At 72.9% G+C, this 22,683-nt stretch carries 26 protein-coding genes and 1 pseudogene; 17 read left to right on the top strand and 10 right to left on the bottom strand.

Annotated elements, in window-relative coordinates; all coding sequences use genetic code 11:
* Positions 1-409, bottom strand: a pseudogene (locus VGE38_RS09895) (hypothetical protein); the annotation flags it as partial.
* Positions 410-489: 80 nt separating this feature from the next.
* Between VGE38_RS09895 and VGE38_RS09890 the strand changes: the two are divergent.
* Entirely contained in the window at positions 490-681 is a 192-nt protein-coding gene (locus VGE38_RS09890) for a DUF5302 domain-containing protein (RefSeq protein WP_331142372.1), read from the top strand.
* Positions 682-690: 9 nt separating this feature from the next.
* Here the strand turns inward: VGE38_RS09890 and VGE38_RS09885 are convergent, their stop codons facing one another.
* Positions 691-1,188: a DUF6174 domain-containing protein gene (locus VGE38_RS09885; protein ID WP_331142371.1), complete on the bottom strand. Its 498-nt coding sequence runs from the start codon at positions 1,186-1,188 to the stop codon at positions 691-693.
* Between the two features lie 81 nt (positions 1,189-1,269).
* On the opposite strand from VGE38_RS09885, the gene VGE38_RS09880 reads away from it, so the two are divergent.
* Genes VGE38_RS09880 through VGE38_RS09865 form a run of 4 tightly spaced genes read left to right on the top strand, consistent with a single transcriptional unit; the run spans position 1,270 to position 5,255 of the window.
* Complete coding sequence (locus VGE38_RS09880) at positions 1,270-1,803, top strand: MaoC family dehydratase (protein WP_331142370.1); 534 nt, start codon at positions 1,270-1,272, stop codon at positions 1,801-1,803.
* Positions 1,804-1,848: 45 nt separating this feature from the next.
* Positions 1,849-3,717, top strand: coding sequence for a CASTOR/POLLUX-related putative ion channel (locus tag VGE38_RS09875; RefSeq protein WP_331142369.1), 1,869 nt, complete (start codon positions 1,849-1,851; stop codon positions 3,715-3,717).
* A 4-nt stretch (positions 3,718-3,721) separates the two neighbouring features.
* Entirely contained in the window at positions 3,722-4,357 is a 636-nt protein-coding gene (locus VGE38_RS09870) for a DUF6758 family protein (protein WP_331142368.1), read from the top strand.
* 25 nt (positions 4,358-4,382) lie between these two features.
* Entirely contained in the window at positions 4,383-5,255 is an 873-nt protein-coding gene (locus VGE38_RS09865; RefSeq protein ID WP_331142367.1) for a PHP domain-containing protein, read from the top strand.
* A gap of 34 nt (positions 5,256-5,289) precedes the next feature.
* On the opposite strand, the gene VGE38_RS09860 is transcribed toward VGE38_RS09865, so the two are convergent.
* Positions 5,290-6,048, bottom strand: coding sequence for an SDR family NAD(P)-dependent oxidoreductase (locus VGE38_RS09860; protein ID WP_331142366.1), 759 nt, complete (start codon positions 6,046-6,048; stop codon positions 5,290-5,292).
* A gap of 61 nt (positions 6,049-6,109) precedes the next feature.
* Here VGE38_RS09860 and VGE38_RS09855 point away from each other — a divergent pair, with 61 nt between their 5' ends.
* A complete protein-coding gene (locus VGE38_RS09855; RefSeq protein WP_331142365.1) occupies positions 6,110-6,895 on the top strand; it encodes a ParA family protein in 786 nt (261 codons plus the stop codon).
* A 63-nt stretch (positions 6,896-6,958) separates the two neighbouring features.
* Positions 6,959-7,681 carry a L,D-transpeptidase gene (locus tag VGE38_RS09850; RefSeq protein WP_331142364.1) on the top strand — a complete coding sequence of 241 codons (723 nt, stop codon included), beginning with the start codon at positions 6,959-6,961 and terminating at the stop codon, positions 7,679-7,681.
* 88 nt (positions 7,682-7,769) lie between these two features.
* Here VGE38_RS09850 and VGE38_RS09845 read toward each other — a convergent pair whose 3' ends face one another.
* On the bottom strand, positions 7,770-9,266 hold the full coding sequence (locus tag VGE38_RS09845; protein ID WP_414690922.1) for a DEAD/DEAH box helicase: 1,497 nt from the start codon (positions 9,264-9,266) through the stop codon (positions 7,770-7,772).
* 181 nt (positions 9,267-9,447) lie between these two features.
* Between VGE38_RS09845 and VGE38_RS09840 the strand changes: the two genes are divergently transcribed.
* Positions 9,448-10,161: a ferritin-like fold-containing protein gene (locus VGE38_RS09840; RefSeq protein WP_331142363.1), complete on the top strand. Its 714-nt coding sequence runs from the start codon at positions 9,448-9,450 to the stop codon at positions 10,159-10,161.
* Between the two features lie 128 nt (positions 10,162-10,289).
* Here the strand turns inward: VGE38_RS09840 and VGE38_RS09835 are convergent, their stop codons facing one another.
* The 3 genes from VGE38_RS09835 to VGE38_RS09825 form a co-directional block, all read right to left on the bottom strand.
* On the bottom strand, positions 10,290-10,580 hold the full coding sequence (locus VGE38_RS09835; RefSeq protein ID WP_331142362.1) for a GlsB/YeaQ/YmgE family stress response membrane protein: 291 nt from the start codon (positions 10,578-10,580) through the stop codon (positions 10,290-10,292).
* A gap of 135 nt (positions 10,581-10,715) precedes the next feature.
* Positions 10,716-10,937, bottom strand: coding sequence for a DUF3107 domain-containing protein (locus tag VGE38_RS09830; RefSeq protein ID WP_331142361.1), 222 nt, complete (start codon positions 10,935-10,937; stop codon positions 10,716-10,718).
* 26 nt (positions 10,938-10,963) lie between these two features.
* Positions 10,964-11,554, bottom strand: a complete 591-nt coding sequence (locus tag VGE38_RS09825) for a TetR/AcrR family transcriptional regulator (RefSeq protein ID WP_331142373.1) — start codon at positions 11,552-11,554, stop codon at positions 10,964-10,966.
* 310 nt (positions 11,555-11,864) lie between these two features.
* Between VGE38_RS09825 and moeZ the strand changes: the two genes are divergently transcribed.
* From moeZ to VGE38_RS09800, 5 genes are all read left to right on the top strand, one after another.
* A complete protein-coding gene (moeZ, locus tag VGE38_RS09820; protein ID WP_331142360.1) occupies positions 11,865-13,079 on the top strand; it encodes an adenylyltransferase/sulfurtransferase MoeZ in 1,215 nt (404 codons plus the stop codon).
* A gap of 172 nt (positions 13,080-13,251) precedes the next feature.
* Positions 13,252-14,127 carry a S1 family serine peptidase gene (locus VGE38_RS09815; RefSeq protein ID WP_331142359.1) on the top strand — a complete coding sequence of 292 codons (876 nt, stop codon included), beginning with the start codon at positions 13,252-13,254 and terminating at the stop codon, positions 14,125-14,127.
* Between the two features lie 43 nt (positions 14,128-14,170).
* A complete protein-coding gene (locus tag VGE38_RS09810; RefSeq protein ID WP_331142358.1) occupies positions 14,171-14,521 on the top strand; it encodes an MGMT family protein in 351 nt (116 codons plus the stop codon).
* Positions 14,522-14,538: 17 nt separating this feature from the next.
* Positions 14,539-15,219 (top strand): lysophospholipid acyltransferase family protein, encoded by a 681-nt coding sequence (locus VGE38_RS09805; RefSeq protein WP_331142357.1) that lies wholly within the window; start codon positions 14,539-14,541, stop codon positions 15,217-15,219.
* A gap of 80 nt (positions 15,220-15,299) precedes the next feature.
* Positions 15,300-15,989 (top strand): hypothetical protein, encoded by a 690-nt coding sequence (locus tag VGE38_RS09800; protein WP_331142356.1) that lies wholly within the window; start codon positions 15,300-15,302, stop codon positions 15,987-15,989.
* A gap of 23 nt (positions 15,990-16,012) precedes the next feature.
* Here the strand turns inward: VGE38_RS09800 and VGE38_RS09795 are convergent, their stop codons facing one another.
* Together VGE38_RS09795 and VGE38_RS09790 are read right to left on the bottom strand one after the other, a co-directional pair.
* Positions 16,013-16,666 carry a response regulator gene (locus tag VGE38_RS09795; RefSeq protein WP_331142355.1) on the bottom strand — a complete coding sequence of 218 codons (654 nt, stop codon included), beginning with the start codon at positions 16,664-16,666 and terminating at the stop codon, positions 16,013-16,015.
* Positions 16,663-17,613 (bottom strand): sensor histidine kinase, encoded by a 951-nt coding sequence (locus VGE38_RS09790; RefSeq protein ID WP_331142354.1) that lies wholly within the window; start codon positions 17,611-17,613, stop codon positions 16,663-16,665. The genes VGE38_RS09795 and VGE38_RS09790 overlap by 4 nt, the downstream gene beginning before the upstream one ends.
* A gap of 110 nt (positions 17,614-17,723) precedes the next feature.
* Here VGE38_RS09790 and VGE38_RS09785 point away from each other — a divergent pair, with 110 nt between their 5' ends.
* From VGE38_RS09785 to VGE38_RS09775, 3 genes are read left to right on the top strand one after another with little or no spacing between them, the layout of a single operon-like run.
* Complete coding sequence (locus VGE38_RS09785; protein ID WP_331142353.1) at positions 17,724-18,305, top strand: hypothetical protein; 582 nt, start codon at positions 17,724-17,726, stop codon at positions 18,303-18,305.
* Complete coding sequence (locus VGE38_RS09780) at positions 18,289-18,780, top strand: TrkA C-terminal domain-containing protein (protein ID WP_331142352.1); 492 nt, start codon at positions 18,289-18,291, stop codon at positions 18,778-18,780. The genes VGE38_RS09785 and VGE38_RS09780 overlap by 17 nt, the downstream gene beginning before the upstream one ends.
* Positions 18,777-20,072, top strand: a complete 1,296-nt coding sequence (locus VGE38_RS09775; RefSeq protein ID WP_331142351.1) for an ArsB/NhaD family transporter — start codon at positions 18,777-18,779, stop codon at positions 20,070-20,072. The genes VGE38_RS09780 and VGE38_RS09775 overlap by 4 nt, the downstream gene beginning before the upstream one ends.
* A gap of 12 nt (positions 20,073-20,084) precedes the next feature.
* Here VGE38_RS09775 and VGE38_RS09770 read toward each other — a convergent pair whose 3' ends face one another.
* The gene (locus VGE38_RS09770) at positions 20,085-20,381 is read right to left on the bottom strand and encodes a hypothetical protein (RefSeq protein WP_331142350.1); all 297 of its coding nucleotides are present in this window, start codon (positions 20,379-20,381) and stop codon (positions 20,085-20,087) included.
* Positions 20,382-20,438: 57 nt separating this feature from the next.
* Between VGE38_RS09770 and VGE38_RS09765 the strand changes: the two genes are divergently transcribed.
* On the top strand, positions 20,439-22,683 hold a 2,245-nt coding region (locus tag VGE38_RS09765), incomplete at its 3' end, for an ATP-dependent helicase (RefSeq protein ID WP_331142349.1).

Genomic DNA, 22,683 nt, shown 5'->3' with positions numbered 1-22,683 from the left:
GGAAGTCCGCCCAGCCCCACGACTGCCGGTTCTTGAGCGTCTCCTGCCACATGGCCGGCACCGCGCGCCCGAGGTCGCGCACGGTCACCACGGCGTGGACCGGCGTGCCGGCGAGGTCCGCGACGACCTGGGCGATCCGCCGGGGCGCCACCGGCCCGAGGTACTCCATCGAGACCACGGCCGTGCCCGGCCACGCCGCGACCTCGGCCACCAGCTCGGCCCAGGCGCCGGCCTGCCCGTGCGGGGAGCCGATGAGGTCCTGCACCGCGCGAGTCTGCCGCGCCCACGTCGGGCCGGGGAACAGCACGCCCCGCTCCGCGAGCGCCGAGCGGTTGGCCTCGAGCCGGCCCTGGACGAACGTCGTCCCGGACTTCATGAGGCCGACGTGGAGGACAACCCGGTCGGCCATGCGGCGCATCCTGCCAGCCGCCCGGGGCCGCGCGGGAAATGTGCTGGACCCGGAGGGACCCGCGGGACACAGTGGGGGACATGGCTGAGCAGAGCGGGACCCCGTCCAACGACGACCTCAAGGCCAAGATGAAGGAGGCCCTGCAGCGCAAGCAGAGCAACGACCGGGGCGTGCCGAAGGCCGGTCCGACCAAGGAGAAGGCGCACGGCTCGGAGGTCGTGGGCGGCGGGCCGCGCACGCACCGCCGCAAGGCCGGCGGCGGCGGGAGCTGAGGGCGACGGTCAGCCCAGGACGTCCACGTCGCTGATCGTCCAGCCGAGCTCTTCGTCGACCATCCGCTCGTCGCGGTCGATGGAGACCTCGGTCGGGGCCTCGGCACCCTCGGGCCACCGCACCCGCACCTCGTGCGCCCCCTGCGCCCGGGCCTCCTCGGCCCGGGTCAGGAGGTCCTCGATGCTGAGCGCCAGCGCCGCCGGGGCGTCCTCCCCGCGCACGGCGCCACCCCGCCCGCCACCGCGGGCGAAGACCGCACCGACCACGGAGTCGGCCCGCACGCTCACGCGCACCGGCACGCCGCCGTACGCGCAGAAGCACGCGGTGGTCAGCGTGTAGTCGTAGTCGCTCGGTGCGAACCCGCCGTCGTCGGCGGGGCTGGTGGCCGCCGGCGCCGAGGCCGCGGGCTCGTCGCGCGCCACCTCGTCGGCGCCCGAGCACCCACCCAGGACGAGGACGGGACCCGCCAGCAGCAGGGCCGGGAACGTGACGCGTCGCATGCTCATGGCGGTGAGACGGTACGCCGTCCGGGCGGGTTCCCCGTGGCACCATGGGCCCGCCTCGTCCCCCAGCAGTCAGGAGCAGTCGTGCAGTTCGGTCGCAGCTACGAGGAGTTCGAGGTCGGCGCGACCTACAAGCACTGGCCCGGCAAGACGGTCACCGAGTTCGACGACCACATGTTCTGCCTGCTGACGATGAACCACCACCCGCTGCACCTCGACACGCACTACGCCGAGGAGACCACCCAGTTCGGCAAGAACGTCGTGGTCGGCAACTACGTCTACTCCATCCTGCTCGGCATGTCGGTCCCCGACATCTCCGGCAAGGCGATCGCCAACCTCGAGATCGAGAGCCTGCGCCACGTCGCGCCGACCTTCCACGGCGACACGCTCTACGGCGAGACCACCGTGCTGGACAAGTGGGAGTCGAAGTCCAAGGACGACCGGGGCGTCGTGCACGTGGAGACCATCGGCTACAACCAGGACGGCAAGGTCGTGTGCATCTTCCGCCGCAAGGTGATGGTGCCGAAGGACAACTACCTCGAGGCGCGCGGCGGCGAGCAGCCCGGTCGCCCGGTGCCGCAGCCGGACAAGAACTGGCCGGGTCCGGCCGCCGAGTAGGCCGTTCCGCCCCGCGGGGGCAGGGGTTTCCGGCACGATCCCCCCATGGGACGTGCGTCGACGCCCCCCTCGTGGGGTGCCCGCTTCCGGTACTTCTTCGACACGACGATGACGCGGGGCACCGCCGCGCTCATCGGGTGGCTGGTCATCGCGACCTCGGCGCTGGTGCTGGCCTTCGCGGTCATCACCGCGGCCCTCGGCCTGCGTGACGGGTCGGTCGGCTTCGGCCACGAGGTCTTCCAGTCGCTGCTGCACGCCCTCGACCCCGGCACGGTCGCGGGTGACCAGGGCTCGTGGTCCTTCCTGCTGACCATGCTCGTGCTGACGCTCGGCGGCCTGCTCATCGTCAGCGCCCTCATCGGTGTCATCTCCGCGGGCATCGACGCGCGGCTCGCCGAGCTGCGCCGCGGCCGGTCCACGGTCCTGGAGTCCCAGCACACCGTGGTGCTCGGCTGGTCGGACTCGATCTACACGATCATCCGCGAGCTCACGATCGCCAACGAGAGCAGGCGCCGACCGGCCATCGTGGTGCTGGCCGACCGCGACAGCGTGGAGATGGAGGAGGACCTGCGCACCAAGGTCCCCGACCTGCGCGGCTCGCGCCTGGTCTGCCGCAGCGGCTCCCCGATGGACATCGACCAGCTCGCCGTCACCAACCACGGCGCCGCCCGCTCGGTGATCGTGCTCGCCCCGCAGTCCGAGGACCCCGACGCCGAGGTCATCAAGACCCTGCTCGCGCTGGCGCAGTCCGGCGAGCGGGCCCCGCACGTGGTGGCCGAGATCCGCGACGACGCCAACCTCGGGGCCGCCCGGCTGGTCGCGGGGGAGGACGCCGCGCTGCTGCACGTCGACGACACGATCGCCCGGCTGCTCGTGCAGACCGCCCGGCAGTCCGGGGCCGGCGCGGTCTACGCCGACCTGTTCGACTTCGACGGGGACGAGATCTACGTGATGGCCACCCACGACCTCGCGGCCGCGACGTACGCCGAGGCGACCGCCGCCCTGGAGCACGTCTCGGTCATCGGCCTGTCCGACGCCGACGGCGTGCGCCTCAACCCCACCCCCGACACCGTGGTCGGGAGCGCCGCGCTGGTCGTGGTCGCCGAGGACGACGACGCGCTGGTCGCCCCCGCTCCCGCCGGCGCCACCGCAGACCCGGCGCTGTTCCGCACCTCGCGGCCGCACGTGCCCGAGCCCACGCGCGCCTTGGTCCTGGGCTGGAACCACCGCACGCCGGTCGTGCTGCGCGAGCTCGACGCCTTCGCCGCCCCCGGCTCCCGGCTGGTCCTCGTCACCGCTCTCGGGACCCCCGTCCTGCCGCGGCTGGAGAACATCGAGGTCACCCTGGTCCAGGCCTCGACCACCGACCGCCGGGTCCTGGAGCAGCACGTCGTCGCGGGCCTGGACCACGTGCTGGTCCTGTCCTACTCCGACGAGCTCGACACCCAGGCCGCCGACGCCCGCACCCTGGTCACCCTGCTGCACGTGCGCGACCTGCTCGCCGGGCTCGGGGCCGCGACGCCGGTGGTCACCGAGATGCTCGACGACCGCAACCGCGCGCTCGCACAGGTCAGCGACATCGACGACGTGGTCGTCAGCGGCGAGATCGTCTCCCTGCTGGTCGCCCAGCTCTCCGAGGACCCGCGCCTGCACGAGGTGTTCGCCGAGCTCCTGGGTGCCGAGGGGAGCGAGGTCTACCTGCGCCCGGCGGCCGACTACGTCGCCCTCGGGACCGAGCTGTCGTGGGCCACCGTCGTGGGTGCTGCCGTGGCCCGCGGCGAGACCGCGCTGGGCCTCAAGGCGGCCTCGATCGCCGAGCCCGGGCACGCGTTCGGCGTCCGGATCAACCTGCCGAAGTCCTCCACGCACGTGCTCGCGGACGAGGACCGGGTCGTCGTGCTGGCGATATCCTGACGCCGTGTCCCCGGCCTGTCCGCGCTGCTCCGCACCCGTCGCCCACGACGGCGCGAGCGCCTGGTCCTGTCCCGAGCACGGACCGACGGCGGCCCTGTGGCGGCCGGCGACCGCGACCTACGACGGCCTGGCCGACCACCTCGCGCGGACCCCGGGCTTCCCGACGTACCTCCCCTGGCCGCTGAGCCCCGGCTGGGCCGTCACCGACCTCGCGGCCGTGGTCGACGGCTCGGAGCCGGGCCGGACGCTCGCGACGATGACCTGCGTCTCGGGCACCAGCGAGCTCGACGGCCCGGTCGACGTCATGGTGGTGGCCGAGGAGTCCGGCACCGGGCTCGGCGCCCGCTGCGCCGGCCACCCGCACGACGACCCGGGGCCCGGGCTCCCTGACGGCCAGCCGCTCGTCCGGGTGCGCCTCGACGCGAGGCAGGTGCCGCTGTGGGCGGTGTCGACCAGCGGCTCGGATGAGTGGGACCGCTCGGTGGTGGTCGGCGAGGCACTGGGCCGCTGGCTGTGGATCATCGTCCGCCCGGCCTCGGCGATCCTGCTGCTGCGCGACGACTGGATCCTGCGCGACGTCTCGGGCCTGGGGCCGCCGCTGGTGGAGCTGCCGTTCGCCAGCCCCGCGCCGCCGTGGTGACCGCGGTGACCCCGGTGGTCCGGGCGTGAGGATCGACCTCCACACCCACACCCGCGCCAGCGACGGCACCCAGTCGCCCACCGAGCTGGTCGAGGCGGCGGTGGCCGCGGGGCTCGACGTGCTCGGGCTGACCGACCACGACACCGCCGAGGGCTGGGCCGAGGCCGAGCGTGCCGCCGACGCGGCCGGCCTGCGGCTGGTCCGCGGCATGGAGATCAGCACCAAGCTCGACGGTCGCGGGGTGCACCTGCTGGCCTACCTGCCCGACCCGACCTACCCGCCGCTGGTCGCCCTGCTCGACAAGGTCCTGGACGGGCGGTCCTCCCGGGTGCCGGCGGTGCTGGAGCGCCTGCACGCCCTCGGCATCGAGCTCACCGCCCACGACGTGCACCGGGTCTCGGGCGACGCCGCCGCCAGCGGCCGCCCGCACATCGCCGACGCCCTGGTCGCGGCCGGGGTGGTGCGCGACCGCGACGAGGCCTTCCGGCGCTTCCTCAACCCCGGCATGCCGGCGTACGTCGACCGGTACGCCGCCCCGCTGCGCGACACGATCCGGGCGGTGGCCGAGGCCGGCGGCGTCTCGGTGATCGCGCACGCCTGGGGTCGCCGGACCGCCCGGATCCCCGACGAGGCCGCCCTCGCCGAGCTGGCCGACCTGGGCCTGGCCGGCCTCGAGGTGGACCACCAGGACCACGACGCCTCCCAGCGGGAGGCGCTGCGCGGCATCGCGCGCGACCTCGACCTGGTCGTCACCGGGTCCAGCGACCACCACGGCACCGGCAAGGTCGACCACGAGCTGGCCTGCAACACCACCGCGCCGCAGGAGCTGGAGCGGCTGCTGGACCTGGCGGCCGCGGCGCGGAGGACCTCGGGACGGGACGCGCCCGAGCCGCTGTAGCTGGCGCCGTCGGCCAGGGCAGGGCCAGGGTGGGCTACTTGCGGCCCAGCGACTGGAAGCGCTGCAGCACCGGCGTCGGCACCAGCCGCGCCGCGCCCGCGATCGCCTTGTAGCGGGTGCTCGGGATGGAGAGGACCTTGCCCCGGGCGTGGTCGGCCAGCGCCTGCCGGACCAGGTCGTCGGCGTCCAGCCACAGCCAGTCGGGGGCGGAGTCCTGGGAGACGTCCATCCTGGCGTGGAACTCGGTGCGCACGAAGCCCGGGCACAGCGTCGTCACCGTGACGCCCTGCGGGCCGTACTCCGCCGCCGCCCACTCGCCGAGCCGGTTGACGTAGGCCTTGGCCGCCGAGTAGGAGCCGCGGGGCAGGAACGAGGCGACGCTCGAGACGTTGATGACCCCACCGGACCCGCGCGCCACCATCGGCCGCAGCGCGGCGTGGGTCAGCCGCATCACCGCGGTCACCAGGACGTCGAGCATCTCGGTCTCGGCGTCCACGTCGTTGTCGAGGAAGCGCCCCTTGAGGCCGAACCCGGCGTTGTTGACCAGCAGGTCGACCGGCCGCTGGAGGTCGCCCAGCCGCTCCTCGACGGTGCGCAGCTGCGCGCGGTCGGCGAGGTCGGCCTGGAGCACCTCCACCTCCACCCCGTGGGCGGTGCGCAGCTCGTCGGCCAGCGCCTCGAGGCGGGCGGCGTCGCGGGCGACGAGGACCAGGTCGTCACCGCGGGCGGCGAGCTGCTGGGCGAAGGCGAGACCGATGCCGGCGGTCGGTCCGGTGACCAGGGAGCGAGACATGGGAGGAGTAGAGCAGGTCGAGGGAGTGCCGGGGAGGGTGCGTCCGGCATGATGGCCCCTGATGACCACGACACTCGCGATCGCCAACCAGAAGGGTGGCGTCGCCAAGACCACCTCCGTCGCCTCGATCGGGGCCGCGCTCGCCGAGCTGGGCCATTCGGTGCTCCTGATTGACCTCGACCCGCAGGCGTGCCTGACGTTCTCCCTCGGCATCGACCCCGAGGACCTCGAGCTGTCGGTGCACCACGTGCTCACCAAGGGCGTGCCGCCCCGCGAGGTGATCCTGGAGACCGAGGACGGCGTCGACCTGCTGCCCGCGACCATCGAGCTCGCGCGTGCCGAGGCGGACCTGCTCACCCGCACCGGCCGCGAGCACGTCATCACCTCCGCGCTGGAGGACCTGCCGCAGGGCAGCGACGGCTACGACTGGGTGCTGCTGGACTGCCCGCCCTCGCTCGGCGTGCTGACGGTCGCGGCCCTCACCGCCGCCGACGGCGTCCTGGTGCCGCTGCAGTGCGAGACGCTGTCGCACCGTGGCGTGGGACAGCTGCTCGACACCGTCCACGACGTGCGACGCTTCACCAACCGGGGGCTGGAGGTCTGGGGCGTGCTGCCCACGCTGTACGACGGCCGGACGAACCACGCCCGGACCGTGCTGGAGACCATCGCGGACACCTACGACCTCGAGGTGGTCGAGCCGCCCATCCCGAAGACCATCAAGTTCGCCGAGGCGCCGGCCGCCGGCCGCTCGATCCTGGCGACCTCGCGCACGAGCAAGGGCGCGCAGGCCTACCGCGAGGTCGCGGCCACCCTGGTGCGGCGCTCCCAGCGCGGCACGAAGGGCTGAGCAGGGCCGATGGGCTGGCACCGGCGTCACGGGCAACACCGGCAGGGTCGGCACCGGGCGCAGGTGCGTCCGCGCTACGGCCGGGTGGCCGTGCTCGGCACCGCCGTCGCGGTGACGGCCCTCTCCGTGCTGGCCTCCACAGGCGTCGCGTCGTTGGGTCGCGACGACGCGGTCCGGGCCGCGGCCGACGTACGGGCCGCCGTACCGCCGGGTGCGGACGCCACGCCACCGGCCACTCCGGCCGCACCGTCGGCCAGCCCGTCCGGCACACCGGCGGCCACACCGCCAGCCGCGCCCGCCGTCCCCGCTGACGCGGCAGCTCCGGCGGTGGAGCCGAGCGCGGTCTCGCTGCGGGTCACCGCGCCCGACCGGGCCGACGAGGCGCTTCCCGAGGACTCCGGCACGGGCCGGCGCGCGGTCTTCAGCGAGAGCCGGCAGCGGGTGTGGATCGTGGGGTCCGACGGCCGCGTGGCCCGGACCTACCTCGTCTCCGGCAGCACGCTGGACAACCTGGAGCCCGGGACCTACGAGGTCTACTCCCGCTCGCGGTGGGCGGTCGGGATCGACGACTCGGGGGTGATGGAGCACTTCGTGCGCTTCACCCGGGGGCCGAGCGGCGCGGCCATCGGCTTCCACTCCATCCCCACCAAGGACGGCGAGCCGCTGCAGACCCTGCGCCAGCTCGGCACGCCGCAGTCGCACGGCTGCATCCGGCAGAAGAAGTCCGACGCGATCGCGATGTGGGAGTTCGCCGACATCGGCACGACGGTCGTCGTCACGCCCTAGCCGCAACGGAGAAGTGGAGCCTTCCGCCGTCTCGCCGGGGCGAGCGTGGCAGAAGGCTCCACTCAACGTGTCAGGGAGCCGGTGGGACTCAGGCGTCGGTGCTCTGGGTCTCCGTGCTCTGGGTCTCCGCGCTCTGGGGCTGGCCCCCGCCGCTCGAACGCCGGCGCCGGCGCCGGTTGCGGGCGGGCGCGGACTCGCCCTCGGGGGTGCTGGCGGCGTCACCCTGGGCGGAACCGGTCGTCGGCGCACCGGTCTCCACCGGCTCGCCGGAGCGCGACCGGGTGCGGTTGCGGTTCCGCGGCGCACGCTCGGACCGGTCGCCGCGGTCACGACCGCCGTCACGACCGCCGTCACGGCCGCCACGGTCCTCGCGCGGCTTGCGCTCGACCGGCGCGGCCGCCTTCACGCGGCCCTTGGTGCCCTTCGGGATGCCCATGTCGTGGAGGAAGTTCTCCGAGGAGGAGTACGTCTCGGCCAGCTCGTCGAACGGCAGGTCGAGCGCCTTGTTGATCATCTTCCACTTGTGGACGTCGGCCCAGTCCACGAGCGTCACCGCGATGCCGGACGCGCCGGCGCGGCCGGTGCGGCCGATGCGGTGGACGTAGGTCTTCTCGTCATCGGGGGTCGTGTAGTTGATGACGTGACTGACGCCGGTGACGTCGATGCCGCGGGCGGCGACGTCGGTGCAGACCAGGATCTGCACCTTGCCCTCGCGGAAGCGCTGCATCGTCTTCTCACGAGCGGCCTGCGCCATGTCGCCGTGGAGCGCGCCGGCGTTGAAGCCGCGGTCGACCAGGTCGTCCGCGACGCGCTGGGCCTGCCGCTTGGTGCGGGCGAAGACGACCACCTTGTCGACGTCGGGGGACCCGACCAGGATGCGGCCGATCATCTCCGGCTTGTCGAGGTCGTGGGCCTGGTAGACGAACTGCGCCGTCGCGGGGACGGTCTGGTTGTCGTACGACGACTCGGCGCGGATGTTCATCGGGGTGCGCATGTGCATCCGGGCCAGCGCCACGATCGCGGCCGGCATCGTGGCCGAGAACAGCATGGTCTGCCGGGTCTCGGGCGTGAGCCGGAGCAGGCGCTCCACGTCGGGGAGGAACCCGAGGTCGAGCATCTCGTCGGCCTCGTCGAGCACGAGCGCGTGCACGTGGGAGAGGTCGAGCACCTTGCGGTTGGCCAGGTCGATCAGACGACCCGGGGTGCCGACCACGATGTCGACGCCGGCCTCGAGGGCCTCGATCTGGGGCTCGTAGCCGACGCCGCCGTACACGGTGAGGACGCGCAGGCCGCGGTCGGCCGAGGCGAGGGTGACGTCGTTGGAGACCTGGAGCGCGAGCTCGCGGGTCGGGGCCACGATGAGCGCCTGCGGCTTGCCGGCCGGCAGCTCGACGTAGTCGGGGTCCTTGGGGGAGACGCTGCGCTGGATCACGGGGATGCCGAAGGCCAACGTCTTGCCGGTGCCCGTGCGGGCCTGGCCGATCAGGTCGGTGCCCAGCAGGGCGACGGAGAGGGTCATCTCCTGGATGGCGAACGGGGTGGAGATGCCCTTGCGCTCGAGCGCGTCACAAATCTCGGGGTGCACCCCGAGGTCTCGGAAGGTGGTCAGTGTCCTGTCGCTTTCATGAGTCAGCCGGTCAGCCGAACGAGGTTGTCGTGCGGCGGACTCACAGGCCGGCTCAGGGCGGGCTCCTGGTCTGCCGCGCACATACGCGTCGGCCGCAGCGGTGCCGCCGACCCGTCCAGCGTATCGGTAGGCTGAGCGCGTGACTGCATCGACAGGTTCGACACCGGGCGCGGACACCTCCGTGGCCTTCTCCGACCCGACCTATCGCGAGGCAGTGATCGACCTGCTGGCAGCGGTGGGGTACGGCGAGATCTCGGCCTTCGAGCGGCTCGCGGAGGACGCCAAACTGGCGCCCACCCTCGAGGACAAGCACGCGCTGGCATCCTTCGCCAGCCAGCAGCTCGCGAAGGTCGAGCCGATCTGTGCCCGGCTCACCTCGCTGGGCGCCGAGTCGTTCGTGGCGATGGAGGGCTTCCGCGAGGGCTTCGACGCCTTCCACGCCCACACCGCGCCGAGCGACTGGTGGGAGGGCCTGGTCAAGGCGTACGTCGGCGACGGGCTCGCCAACGACTTCTACCGCGAGATCGCGGCGTTCCTCGACGCCGACACCCGCGACCTGGTCCTCACGACCCTGGACGACACCGGCCACACCGCGTTCGTCGTCGACCGGATCAAGGCCGGCATCGCGGCCGATCCCCGGCTGGCCGGCCGGCTGGCGCTGTGGGGTCGCCGGCTGATGGGGGAGGCGCTCACCCAGGCGCAGCGGGTCGCCGCCGACCGCGACGCCCTCTCGGCCCTGCTCGCCGGCGGCGTCGACATGCCGGGGCTCGACCTGGCCGCCATCGGCCGGATGTTCACCCGCCTGACCGAGCGCCATGCCGAGCGGATGGCCGAGATCGGCCTCGACCACTGACCGCGGCTCCACGGCCGAACGACGAACGCCCGCCGGACTCCGAGGAGTCCGGCGGGCGTTCTTCGTCTGCCGGCCGTCTGCCGGGCGTCTGCCGGCCGTCTACCGGTGTCGGCAGTGCTTCGAACGTGTCAGACGTGGCGGCGGCTGCGGCCGGTCGCGGTCGAGGCGAGCACGACCAGGATCGCGGCGACGACGATCTGCCAGACGTGGCGCCACCAGTCCACGCCGTTGGTGCAGTTGTTCATGTCGGAGCAGTCGAAGAGGGCGGCGTACAGGTAGCTGCCGATGAACATGCCCGCGATACCGCAGACGATCGTCAGCCACAGCGGGATGTTGTCCTTGTCGCCGGGGGCGAGGAACTTGCCGAGGAGTCCGATGATGAGTCCGCCGATGAGCGAGGCGATGATGGTCCCGATCATGATCGTGCCCTTTCTGGATCTGAGGGGCGAGCATCGCCCCGCACGCTGGGACTGGTACCCACCTGGGACACAAAAATGCACCGACCCCGTGGCGCCGGGGCACCACGGGGTCGGATCGCTGTGGTCAGCGGCAGGTCAGCTGCGGAAGCCGACGTGGCCGACGGTGCTGGGGCCGACCTCGACGTAGGCGAGCTTCTCGCCCGGGACGACGACCTTGCGGCCCTTCTGGTCGGTCAGGGTGAGCAGACCGCCGCCGGACAGGGCCTCGGCGACGAGCTTCTCGATCGACTCGGCCGACTCAGTCGTGTCGACCACCAGCTCACGCTGCGCGTGCTGGACGCCGATCTTGACCTCCACCGTTCCTCCTTGGTTGGGCATGTGACTCAGTGCTCCGTCTCTGTCTTGGGGTAGCCGCGGATGCCGCGCCAGGCGAGACCGCCCACGAAGTCCGCCGCCTCGTCCTTGCTCATGCGTCGTTGGCTGTCGAGCCAGAACCTCGAGGAGACCTGCGCCATTCCCACCAGGCTGACGGCGAGGAGGAGGGCGGCGGGCTCGGGCAGGTTCGTGTCGGCGGCGATGACGGCCGCGATCGCCTCGGAGCACTCGTTGGTGACCCGGTCGACCTGCTCGCGGACGGCGGGCTCGTTGGTGAGGTCGGACTCGAAGACGAGGCGGTAGGCGCCCGAGTCGCTGGCGACGTAGTCGTAGAAGGCGTGGACGGTCCGCTCGACGCGCACCTTGTTGTCCTGGGTGGACTCCAGCGCCGTGCGGACGTTGGCGATCATCGTGTTGCAGGACTGCTCGAGCAGCGCGAGGTAGAGCTCGAGCTTGCCGGGGAAGTGCTGGTAGAGCACCGGCTTGGAGACGCCGGCCCGCTCGGCGATGTCATCCATCGCGGCGGCGTGGTAGCCCTGGGCCACGAAGACCTCGAGGGCGGACTCGAGGAGCTGGGCGCGCCGTTCGCGGCGCGGCATCCGGCCGCCGCGCGGACGGGCGCCGTCGATGTCGGAGGTGTCGGAGGTGTCGTAGTCGGTGGTCACTCGCGGTGTCTCTTCCCCCAAAGGTGGCGTCTCCCTCGCGCTGGGCCCCGGTCGGGCGAGCGTCACCGCGAGCCTACTCCTCGGTACCTCCGGGTCCGGATGACGGGATGCCCGATCGGGGCGTGTCGGCCGGTGGGCGACCATAGGAGGGAACACCGCGGGATCCGCTCGCGTTGTGCCGGACCCGGGCCGTCGTACGGCTCGCCGAAACCCCGTGACGAACTCGAACGAAAGTGAGAGCGCTGTGTCCATCCCGCCGCTCGTGGAGCCCGCTGACGAGCTCAGCATCGACGAGGTGCGCCGCTACAGCCGGCACCTGATCATCCCCGACGTGGGCATGGCCGGGCAGAAGCGCCTCAAGAACGCCAAGGTCCTGGTCATCGGCGCCGGCGGGCTCGGCAGCCCCGCGCTGCTCTACCTCGCCGCTGCCGGCGTCGGCACCCTCGGCATCGCCGAGTTCGACGAGGTCGACGAGTCGAACCTGCAGCGCCAGGTCATCCACGGCGTCTCCGACATCGGGAAGTCCAAGGCGCTCTCGGCCAAGGAGTCGATCGCCGAGATCAACCCGTACGTCGAGGTCGTGCTCCACGAGGAGCGGCTCGACAACGACAACGTGCTGCGCATCTTCGAGGGCTACGACCTGATCGTCGACGGCACCGACAACTTCGCGACCCGCTACATGGTCAACGACGCGGCGTACTTCCTGAAGATCCCCTACGTGTGGGGGTCGATCTACCGCTTCGACGGGCAGGCGTCGGTGTTCGCGCCGACCCTCGTCGAGGACGCGCCGTGCTACCGCTGCCTCTACCCCGAGCCGCCGCCGCCGGGCATGGTCCCCAGCTGCGCCGAGGGCGGTGTCCTGGGCGTGCTGTGCGCCAGCATCGGCTCGATCCAGGTCAACGAGGCCATCAAGCTGCTCGCGGGCATCGGCGAGCCGCTGGTCGGCAAGCTGATGATCTACGACGCGCTGGAGATGTCCTACCGCAAGCTGAAGGTCCGCAAGGACCCCAACTGCGCGCTCTGCGGCGAGAACCCGACCGTGACCGAGCTGATCGACTACGAGTCGTTCTGCGGTGCGGTGTCGGAGGAGGCCGCCGACGCGGCCGCCGGGGCGACCATCTCCGTGACGCAGCTCGAGCACATGCTCAAGGAGCGGGAGGGCGGCAGCCGCGACTTCGTGCTCATCGACGTGCGCGAGCCCAACGAGTTCGAGATCAACAAGATCCCCGGCTCGGTGCTGATCCCCAAGGGTGAGTTCCTCAACGGCAACGCGATCAGCCGGCTGACCGAGCTGACCGCCGACGGCGCCAAGCAGGTCGTGCTGCACTGCAAGAGCGGTGTCCGCTCGGCCGAGTGCCTCGCGATCGCCAAGGGTGCCGGCTACGCCGACGCGGTGCACGTCGGCGGCGGCGTCGTGGCGTGGGTCAACCAGATCGACCCCAGCCAGCCGTCGTACTGAGGCTCCGCTGGTCGGCCGGCCCTCGCTGGTGGGCCGGCCTCCGCTGGTCGGCCGGCCTCCGCTGGTCGAGCCTGTCGAGACCAACCGCCCGTCCGGGGTAACCCGGACGGGCGGTCGTCGTTGGAGCCCGTGGGGTCGAACTCGGCGGCCCCACGACCCTTCGGGAGACGACATGTCGAAGCGACTGCGCCAGCGGACGGCCTCCGTCCTCGCCGCGCTCGCCAGCACCACGATGGTGCTGGTTTTCCTCACCGCCCAGCCCGCCTCCGCGGCGCCTACCTGGGCGCCGGCCGACAGTGCGGCCATCACGCCCGGGGTGCAGATGTACACCCAGGGCGCCCAGTGCACCGCCAACTTCGTGTTCACCGACGCCTCCGGCGGTGTGTACGTCGGCTACGCCGCCCACTGCGCCGGTCTGGGGGAGGCCACCGACACCGACGGCTGCGACACCGACTCGCTGCCCCTCGGCACGCCGGTCACCTTCAACGACGGCGGCAGCCTGGTCTCCGAGGGCACCCTCGTGGGCCGCGGGACGCTGGTCTACTCCTCGTGGCTCGCGATGCAGGAGGCCGGCACCACCGACGCCAACGCCTGCGCCTACAACGACTTCGCACTCGTGAAGGTCGACGCGGCCGACGTGGCCAAGGTCAACCCGACCGTGCCGTTCTGGGGCGGACCGGTCGGCGTCGACACCGACGGGACGGCGGCCGGCGACCGCGTCTACAGCTACGGCAACTCCTCGCTGCGCGGCGGACTGAGCTTCCTGTCGCCGAAGACCGGCGTCAGCCTCGGCGACGACGCGGCCGACGGCGGCTGGTCCCACCCGCTCTACACGCTGACGCCGGGTGTGCCCGGTGACTCGGGCTCGGCGTTCCTCAGCGCCGACGGCCGCGCGATCGGCACCCTGTCGACGCTCGGCCTGGCGCCGCTGCCGCTGTCGAACAACATCGGCGACCTGGCGCGTGAGCTCGCCTTCGCCCAGCAGCACTCCGGCATCGCCGGCCTCGAGCTGGCGCTGGGCACCGAGCCGTTCTCCAGCAGGCTCTGACTCGCGTGCGCCCACGAGGGCACGTCCCGCTACCGTGCGGGGCGTGCCCTCTGCCGTTCCCGAGCCCGGTGACTACGTCGAGGCGGTGCTCGCGCTGGTCGAGCAGGTGCCGCGGGGGCGCGTGACGACGTACGGCGCCGTCGCCGACGCGCTGGTCGACGACTTCGGCGGCGGGCCGCGGCAGGTGGCCCGCGTGATGGCGCTCAGCTCCTACCTCTCGCCCGGCGCCCCGGTGCCGTGGTGGCGCTGCATCCGGTCCGACGGCACCCTGCCCGAGCGGCTACGGGGCGAGGCCCGGCAGGCCTGGCTGGAGGAGGGAACCCCGTTGCGGGCGTCCGGCGCGGTCGACGTACCCGCCGCGTTCTGGCTCCCGGTTCGCGCGACCGGCGGGTAACCAGCAGGATCGCTCCCGTGACTCAGCCACCCGGGATCTACGACGTGCTGCACCGAGTGGTCCCGCCGGTGCTGCGGGCCGTCTGGCGGCCGCGCATCGAGGGCCTCGAGCACGTGCCCCGGACCGGGGGCGTGATCCTGGCGAGCAACCACCTCAGCTTCGTCGATTCCGTGGTGATCCCCTCGGTGGTGCCCCGCAAGGTCGTGTTCCTCGCGAAGTCCGACTACTTCACCGGGTCCGGCCTGCGTGGCGCATTGCAGCGCGCCTGGTTCGAGGGCCTGGGGATGCTGCCCGTCGACCGCGACGACACCAGGGCGGCGCTCACCAGCCTCGACACGGCGCTGGAGGTGCTCGGTCGTGGTGAGGCGTTCGGGATCTATCCCGAGGGGACTCGCAGCCGCGACGGCCGCCTCTACCGCGGCCGTACCGGCGTCGCCCACCTCGCACTGACCGCCGGCGTCCCGATCGTGCCGGTCGGGCTGCTCGGCACCGAACGGATCCAGCCGGTCGGCTCCACCGTGCCCCGGCTGGTGCGGGTCACGGTCCGGTTCGGCGCGCCGATCGACCCGCAGGGCCGGTTCGAGGGCGTCGCGCTGGGCCGTGCTCGGCGCGAGCTGACCGACGAGGTGATGGCGGCGATCCAGCGGCTCACCGGGCAGCAGCCGGCCGGCTGCTACAACGAGCGGCCGGTCGGCTGAGCGGCCCTTGAACAACCGCTCCTGCGGGTGCAGTCTGGAATCAGGGTCATCGGGGCCAGCACCAGCATCGAGGTGACGCCATGGGCACCAGTTCCAGCCTGACCGACGCCGTCCGCGTCACGCACGACGGGCTCGCCGATCGCCTCCGAACTGCCCGGGCGGGTGCGGGCCCCGACGACCTCCGTGGCGAGCGGGAGCGCGTGGACGACTTCCTCGCGGCCACCAGCAAGCATCTCCACGCGGTCGATGCCGTGCTCGTCCCTGCCGCCCGGCGCTGTCCGGACGGCCGGGCGCTGGTGCACGAGCAGCTCGCCGCGACCCGGGCGCTCGAGGTCGCCCTCGCACACGCCAAGGCCCGCGAGTACGGCTCGACCTGGGAGACCGGCTATCCGCGCTCGCGGGTCTGGGACGACGTCGGGCGACACCTGGCCGACGAGCGCCGCCACGAGGAGGTGCTCGCCACCCGATTGGCCGAGAGCGTCGATGACGCGGCGCTGGAGGCGCTCGCGGAGGAGTTCCGGCGCGTCGAGGAGCGGGCACCGAGTCGGCCGCACCCCTACGTCCCGCACACCGGCCTGCTGGGGCGTCTGGCACGACGGGCCTTCGGCCTCGCCGACGCGTTCTGGGACACCGCGGAGAACCGGACCGTCCCCGGGCCGGCGCGCCGGCCACGGAAGCGGCCCGGCCTGCTCACCCAGTACCTCCTGGCCGACCCGCGCTTCGATGAGGAGCAGCCGCCGACGCGCGAGCCCGAGCAGCGCCAGCGCTAAGGACCCCCGCGACGGGCGAGGTCTCATGGCTCGATCAGGCCGGCGCGGATGGCGTAGCGCGTCACCTGGGTGCGGTCGCTCATCCCGAGCTTGGCGAGGATGTTGGCGCGGTGTCGCTCCACGGTCTTGGGGCTGATGGTCAGCAGCCGGGCGATCTCGCGGCTGGAGTGGCCCTCGGCGATGAGCTTCAGCACCTCGTCCTCACGGGCCGTGAGCACCGTTCGCGGTAGCTGCTCGCCGCGGCGCAGCCGGTCCAGGTAGTCGCGCACCAGCGCGCTCATTGCGCCCGGGTAGACGAACGCCTGTCCCCGCATCGCGGTCCGGCACGCCGCGACCAGGTCCTCGTCGGCGACCGACTTCAGCACGTAGCCGCTGGCCCCGGCCTTGAGGGACTCGAAGAAGTACTGCTCGTTGTCGTGCATCGACAGCATGAGGGTCCGCGGCGGACGGGCCAGACGCGCGATCTCGCGTGCGGCCTGCAGCCCCGTCATCCGCGGCATGGTGACGTCCAGCACGGCCAGGTCGACCTCGACCTCGCGCAGCAGCTCGAGGGCCTCGGCGCCGTCGGACGCCTCCGCGACCACGGCGAGGTCGGGCTCGCCGTCGAGGATCAGCCGCACGCCCCGGCGTACCAGGCGGTGGTCGTCGGCCAACAGGATCCGGATCGCCGTCCTCACCTCCAGCCGACCTCGAGCCGGACCCGCACACCGTGGCCCGGCAGCGTGTCGATGCTGAGCCGGGCGCCGATGAGCTGGGCCCGCTCGTGCATGCCCACGATCCCGGAGCCGGGCGAGAGCGCGGCGCGGGCCTGCCCGTCGTCGGTGACCTCCAGCACCACGAGGTCGCCGAGCCGTGCGAAGGACACGGCGACCCGGCGCGCACCCGCGTGACGCGCGACGTTGGTGAGCGCCTCCTGTGCGACGCGGTAGACCACGAGCTCCTGCTCGCGGGACAGCTGCGGCACGCGACCGAACTGCCGGATCACCTCGGCCCCGGTCAGCGCCGCCAGGTCGCTGCACAGCGAGGTGAGGGCGCTGTGCAGACCGAGGTCCTCCAGCACGCCCGGGCGCAGCCGGCCGACGACGCGGCGTACGTCGTCGAGGCCCTCGCGGGCGGTCTCCCGGATGGTGGCGAGCTCCGTCGCGATCGCACCGGGGACCTTGCTCTCCAGGCTCTTGAGACCGAGCAGGACGGCGGTCAGGGACTGGCCGACCTCGTCGTGCAGCTCCTGGGCGATCCGATGGCGCTCCGCCTCCTGCGCGGCCAGCGCCTTGGCGTTGCTCGTGGCTCGCTCGGTGGCGATCCGGTCCAGCATCGCGTTGTAGCTGGCGACCAGCCGGCCGCCGGCACCCGCGGCCGGAGAAAGGCGGGCACCACCGTCCTGGAGCCGGACCGCGTCCATCTCACGGATCACGCGGTCCACCGGGGCGAGGCTCAGCCGTAGCAGTGCGGCGTTGACCACCAGCATCGCGGCGAGGCCCACCGTCAGCACCGCCGCCTCCGAGGCCAGCACCCGTTCGCTGACCCGAGCCGGGGAGAACGCCAGCACCGCCGTCCCCACCGTGAAGACCGCTCCGTTGACCAGGAAGACCTTCCAGTACAGCGGCAGGTCACGCGGGTCCATGCCGTCCAGGGTCCCACGCCCGGCGCCCCACGGAATGGGGGACAGCACCCATTCCGTGGCCCCTGCCTGGCCGGTGGACTGGAGGTGAGCCGACCGCGAGAGGAGCTGCCATGCCGCCGGTGACATCCGCCGACCTGGCCGACCAGGGCCTCCCCGGACTGGTCATCCTCGTCGCGGTCGGACTCCCAGTGCTCGCGATGCTGACCGTGCGCGTCGCCGGCCCGGGGGAGCGGCTCGCCATCGAGCGGGCGGGCCGGTTGGTCCGGTTGCCCCGCCACCGCGTCGCGCTCCATCTGCCCGGGCTCGAGCAGGTGCGCCGCTGGACCGATCGCCTGGAGCTGTCGCTGGCCGAGCGCGTCACCACCGCCGACGGTCGCGACGTCCGAGTGCTGCTGACCCTGCGGGTCGAGCCGGCACCACCCATCGTCGGCCAGCGGTACGCCGACCCGCTGGTGCGGCTGCCGTCGGCCGCCTCGCGGACGGTGGTGGCGGCGGTCGCCGAGCGGGACGCCGAGCGGCTTGCTGACGAGGGCGACGGGCTCACCGCCGCCCTGACCGGGCGCATGCTCCGCGACCGCACCGGCGCCGTGTTCGGTCTCGTGGCCGCGGCCGATCTCGACGAGGTGGAGCTGCTGCTCCACAGTCCCGACCACCGATCGCACAGAACGGAGCGCGATGATAGGTACTGCTGAGATCGAACTCGCCATCGCCGCCGGGATGATCTGCGCCGCCGTCGGGTTCACCGTCGGCCTCGCCATCGGGACCGGGCGGCAGCCACGGTGGCAGGAGAAGGGCAGCCTGGTCCACCGCGTCTCGATCGGGTTCGCCACCCTGGACCGGCACGACGCGGTGCTGCTCCGCTTCATGGTCGAGGCCGACTCGCGCCTGGCCGGCGTCGAGATCGACGAGCTGCGGCTGCCGACCGGCTCGGCCGTCGTACTCGTCACCCGCACGTCCGGGGTCTTCGTGCCGGACCACCGCAGTGTGCTCCGCACCGGCGACCACGTGCTCGCCGTCGCGGCCCGCGACGAGGTGGGCGCGGTGGAGGAGCGGCTGCGCACCGTCAGCCGCTACGGCCGGCTGGCGGGCTGGAGCGAGGGCGCCGAGGCCGGCGACCGGGCCGACCCGGGCGCCGGTGCGCTCCGCCTCCGGACGGGCTCCGCATGATCCTGACCTCGGCCGCGATCTCGGTGTTCCTGGTCAGCTACGCGCTGATCGCCACGGAGCGGGTGCACCGGGTCGCAGCAGCGCTGGGCGGCGTGGCCGGCATGACCGTGATCGGCCTCGTCGACGCCCGGACCGCGTTCTTCAACCCCGACACCGGCATCGACTGGAACGTCATCTTCCTGCTCTTCGGGATGATGGTCATTGTCGGCGTGCTGAAGCAGACCGGGCTCTTCGAGTTCCTGGCGCTGTGGGCGGCCCGGACCTCCGGCGGACATCCCTACCGGCTGCTCGTGCTGTTGGTCCTGGTGACCTCGGTGGTCGCGCCGATCCTCGACAACGTCACCTGCGTGCTGCTGGTCGCGCCGGTCACGCTCTCGGTATGCAGGCAGCTGGGACTCTCGCCGATGCCGTACCTGGTCTCGCTGATCCTTGCGGCGAATCTCGGCGGCCCCTCGACGCTCATCGCCGACCCGCCCAACATCATCATCGGCAGCCGCGCCGGCCTCACCTTCGACGACTTCCTCGTGCACTCGCTGCCGCTGAGCGTGGTGCTGCTCGTCGGGTACGTCGTGTTGGCCCGCTGGCTCTTCCGGCGCCACCTCACCGCCCCGATCGACGTCGAGAACGCGCTCGGCGACCTGCGACCCCGCGACGCGATCACCAACATGCGGCTGCTCGTGCGCTGCCTGGTCGTGCTGGCGCTGGTGATGGTCGCGTTCAGCCTCCACACCGTGCTCCACCTCGATCCCTCGGTCGTCGCCATGATGGGCGCCGGCGCCACGGTGCTGGTCTCCCGGACGACGCCGGAGGAGTTCCTCGAGGAGGTGGAGTGGGGGACGCTCGCCTTCTTCATGGCCCTCTTCGTCCTCGTCGGGTCGCTGGTCGAGGTGGGTGTGATCGGCGAGATCGGCGAGCGGGCGGCCGCGTGGATGGGGGAGCGTGAGCTGCTCGGCGCGACGGTACTGCTCTTCGGCTCGGGTGTGTTCGGGGCGTTCGTCGACAACATCCCCTACACCACCGCGATGGTGCCGATCGTGGAGGACATGGTCGCGGCCACGCCGCACGACGGTGCCGAGAGCCCGCTGTGGTGGGCGTTCGTGTGGGGCGCCGACCTCGGTGGCAACGCGACCGCCGTGGCCGCGGGCGCCAACGTCGTGGTGCTCGGCATCGCGGCGAAGGCCGGCCAGCCGATCAGCTTCTGGGGCTTCACGAAGTACGGCGTCGTCGTCACGACCGCTTCCCTGGCTGTGGCGTGGGTCTACCTCTACCTGCGCTACTTCGCCTTGGCGTGAGCCACGTGGCCGTCACGGGCGCGGGTTCACCCGCTGCCACGGTCGCTCGTCACGCCGCCGGCCCATGCCGGCGGCGCAGCGGGGACAGACCTCCTGGACCCGGTCGGCGTCGCGGCCGGTCGCGGGCTGTACGTCGGCCCACTGGATGTGGGGGAACCGGAGCAGCCTCGCCCTGCTGAGCGGCACGCCGCACAGGGTCTGGTTCGTCCCCGGCAGCCAGGCGTGCACCGTGCCGGCCGGGGAGCGGTAGCCGTCGGGGTCGGTCCAGCGTCCCGAGGCGGCGACGGCGGCGTCCTTCGGAGGCTTCACGCCGCGCCGGTACCCACCGTCGCCCGGACTGTCGGTGCGGCGTGATGGAGTTGCCCCATGCCGCAGTTCCTCCTCGAGCCCCCGGCCGTCGCCGTCACGACGCCGGCTCTCGACGAGCACCAGCAGCGGGTCGTCGACCATCCCGGCGGGCCGCTGCTCGTGCTGGCCGGCCCCGGCACCGGAAAGACCACGACGCTCGTCGAGGCGATCGTCGACCGCATCGAGCGCCGCGGCGCCGAGCCGGACCAGGTGCTGGCGCTCACCTTCAGCCGCAAGGCCGCCGACCAGCTGCGCGACCGGATCACCGCGCGGCTGGGTCGCACGATGAGTGGAACGCCGTGCTCGACGTTCCACTCCTTCGCCTACGGCCTGATCCGTGCCTACGCCCCGGCGGAGCTCTACACCGCGCCGCTGCGGCTGCTCAGCGCCCCCGAGGCCGACGTCGTGCTGCGCGAGCTGCTCACCGACGCTCCCGAGTCGGTGAGCTGGCCCGACGGCCTCCAGCGGGCGCTCGGCACCCGCGGCTTCGCCCGCGAGGTGCAGGCGGTGCTGTCACGGGCCCGGGAGAAGGGGTTGGAGGGGGAGGACCTGCGAGCGCTCGGCGAGCGCGAGTCGATCCCGGAGTTCGTCGCCGCCGGCCTCTTCCTCGACTCCTACCTCACCAACCTCGACAGCCAGGGCCTCACCGACTACCCCGATCTGATCCGGCGCGCCACGATCGAGGCCCACGCCCACCGCGAGGAGCTCCGGGCGCGCTACCGCCACGTCTTCGTCGACGAGTACCAGGACACCGACCCGGGCCAGGTGGCGCTGCTGCGGGCGATCGCGGGCGACGGGCGCGACCTGGTGGTCGTCGGCGACCCGCACCAGTCGATCTACGGCTTCCGCGGCGCCGAGGTGCGCGGCATCCTCGAGTTCCCCACCGCCTTCCCCCAGGCCGACGGCGCCCCCGCCGACGTGGTCGCGCTGCGCACCACCCGCCGGTTCGGCCCCCGGCTGCTCGTCGCGGCCCAGCGCGTCGCGGGCCGCATCGGACTCCCCGGCACCATCGACGAGGCCGCCAAGGAGGCCTTCCTCGCGCCCCGGGCCGAGGCCGCCTCCGACGGCCGGGTCCTGGTCCGTACCTTCGACACCGACCGTGCGGAGGCCGAGCATCTCGCCGACCTGCTGCGCCGGGCCCACCTGGAGGACGGCATCGGCTGGGACGAGATGGCGGTCCTGGTCAGGTCCGGCCGCTCCACGATCCCGCCGCTGCGACGCGCGCTGGGCGCGCTCGGCGTGCCCGTCGAGGTCGCCGGCGACGAGGTGCCGCTGGTTCGCGACCCCGCGGTGGAGCCCCTGCTGGCGGCGCTGCGCGCCGCGCTCAACCTCGACAACGAGGACCCGCTGCACGCGGAGTACGTCGACCACGCCCAGGTCGAGGCGATCCTGACCGGCCCCATCGGAGGCCTCGCGGCGCCCGACGTCCGCAGGCTCGCCCGCGCCCTGCGCGCCCGCGAGAAGCAGCGGGCCGCCGAGGAGGGACGACCGGTCCGCTCCTCACGAGAGTTGCTGCGCGACGCGCTGGTCGATCCGACGTTCCTCGCCGGCGTCGACACCGCCGATCCGGGCGGGCCGGCACGAGCCCGCGCCGTCGTCGAGCTACTGCACCGGGTCGGCGAGCTGGCCGAGTCCGGCGCCCGCCCCGAGGACCTGCTGTGGGAGCTGTGGTCCGCGACGTCGTGGCCGTCCCGGCTGCAGCGCGCCGTCGAGCTCGGCGGCGCGGCGGCCCGTCGCGCGCACCGGGACCTCGACGCGGTGCTGGCGCTGTTCGACAACGCTGCCCGGATCGACGCCAAGCGCGACCGGGCCGGAGCCCGCACGTTCCTCGACCTGCTCTCCGCCCAGCAGATCCCGGGTGACACGCTGGCCGAGCGAGGCGCCCGCGGCGCCGCCGTACGCCTGCTGACGGCACACCGATCCAAGGGCCTGGAGTGGCGGCTGGTCGTCGTCGCCCATGTCCAGGCCGAGGCGTGGCCCGACCTCCGCCGTCGCAGCAGCCTGCTCCAGCCCGACCGCATCGGGGAGCGCGGCCTGGTGCCGCCCCTCACGGCGCGCGAGCTGCTCGCCGAGGAGCGCCGACTGTTCTACGTCGCCTGCACCCGGGCGCGCGAGCGGCTCGTCGTCACCGCGGTCCACTCCGACGACGACGAGGGCGAGCAGCCCAGCCGGTTCCTCGAGGAGCTCGGCGTCCCGGTCGAGCACGTCGTCGGCCGGCCGCGGCGGCCGCTGTCCCTCGGGGGCCTGGTCGCGGAGCTGCGGC

The sequence above is a fragment of the Nocardioides sp. genome, assembly GCF_036405735.1.
Lineage (GTDB): Bacteria > Actinomycetota > Actinomycetes > Propionibacteriales > Nocardioidaceae > Nocardioides.
This window is presented reverse-complemented; position numbering and strand designations above follow the sequence as displayed.

Excerpts from the sequence above, each read along its gene's own strand:
- VGE38_RS09855 (WP_331142365.1), top strand. The coding sequence starts at position 6,110 with ATGACCACGACACTCGCGATCGCCAACCAGAAGGGTGGCGTCGCCAAG.
- VGE38_RS09875 (WP_331142369.1), top strand. The coding sequence starts at position 1,849 with ATGGGACGTGCGTCGACGCCCCCCTCGTGGGGTGCCCGCTTCCGGTAC.
- VGE38_RS09890 (WP_331142372.1), top strand. The coding sequence starts at position 490 with ATGGCTGAGCAGAGCGGGACCCCGTCCAACGACGACCTCAAGGCCAAG.
- VGE38_RS09800 (WP_331142356.1), top strand. The coding sequence starts at position 15,300 with ATGGGCACCAGTTCCAGCCTGACCGACGCCGTCCGCGTCACGCACGAC.
- VGE38_RS09825 (WP_331142373.1), bottom strand. The coding sequence starts at position 11,554 with ATGCCGCGCCGCGAACGGCGCGCCCAGCTCCTCGAGTCCGCCCTCGAG.
- VGE38_RS09785 (WP_331142353.1), top strand. The coding sequence starts at position 17,724 with ATGCCGCCGGTGACATCCGCCGACCTGGCCGACCAGGGCCTCCCCGGA.
- VGE38_RS09860 (WP_331142366.1), bottom strand. The coding sequence starts at position 6,048 with ATGTCTCGCTCCCTGGTCACCGGACCGACCGCCGGCATCGGTCTCGCC.
- VGE38_RS09775 (WP_331142351.1), top strand. The coding sequence starts at position 18,777 with ATGATCCTGACCTCGGCCGCGATCTCGGTGTTCCTGGTCAGCTACGCG.
- VGE38_RS09815 (WP_331142359.1), top strand. The coding sequence starts at position 13,252 with ATGTCGAAGCGACTGCGCCAGCGGACGGCCTCCGTCCTCGCCGCGCTC.
- VGE38_RS09835 (WP_331142362.1), bottom strand. The coding sequence starts at position 10,580 with ATGATCGGGACCATCATCGCCTCGCTCATCGGCGGACTCATCATCGGA.
- VGE38_RS09790 (WP_331142354.1), bottom strand. The coding sequence starts at position 17,613 with ATGGACCCGCGTGACCTGCCGCTGTACTGGAAGGTCTTCCTGGTCAAC.
- VGE38_RS09885 (WP_331142371.1), bottom strand. The coding sequence starts at position 1,188 with ATGAGCATGCGACGCGTCACGTTCCCGGCCCTGCTGCTGGCGGGTCCC.
- VGE38_RS09780 (WP_331142352.1), top strand. The coding sequence starts at position 18,289 with ATGATAGGTACTGCTGAGATCGAACTCGCCATCGCCGCCGGGATGATC.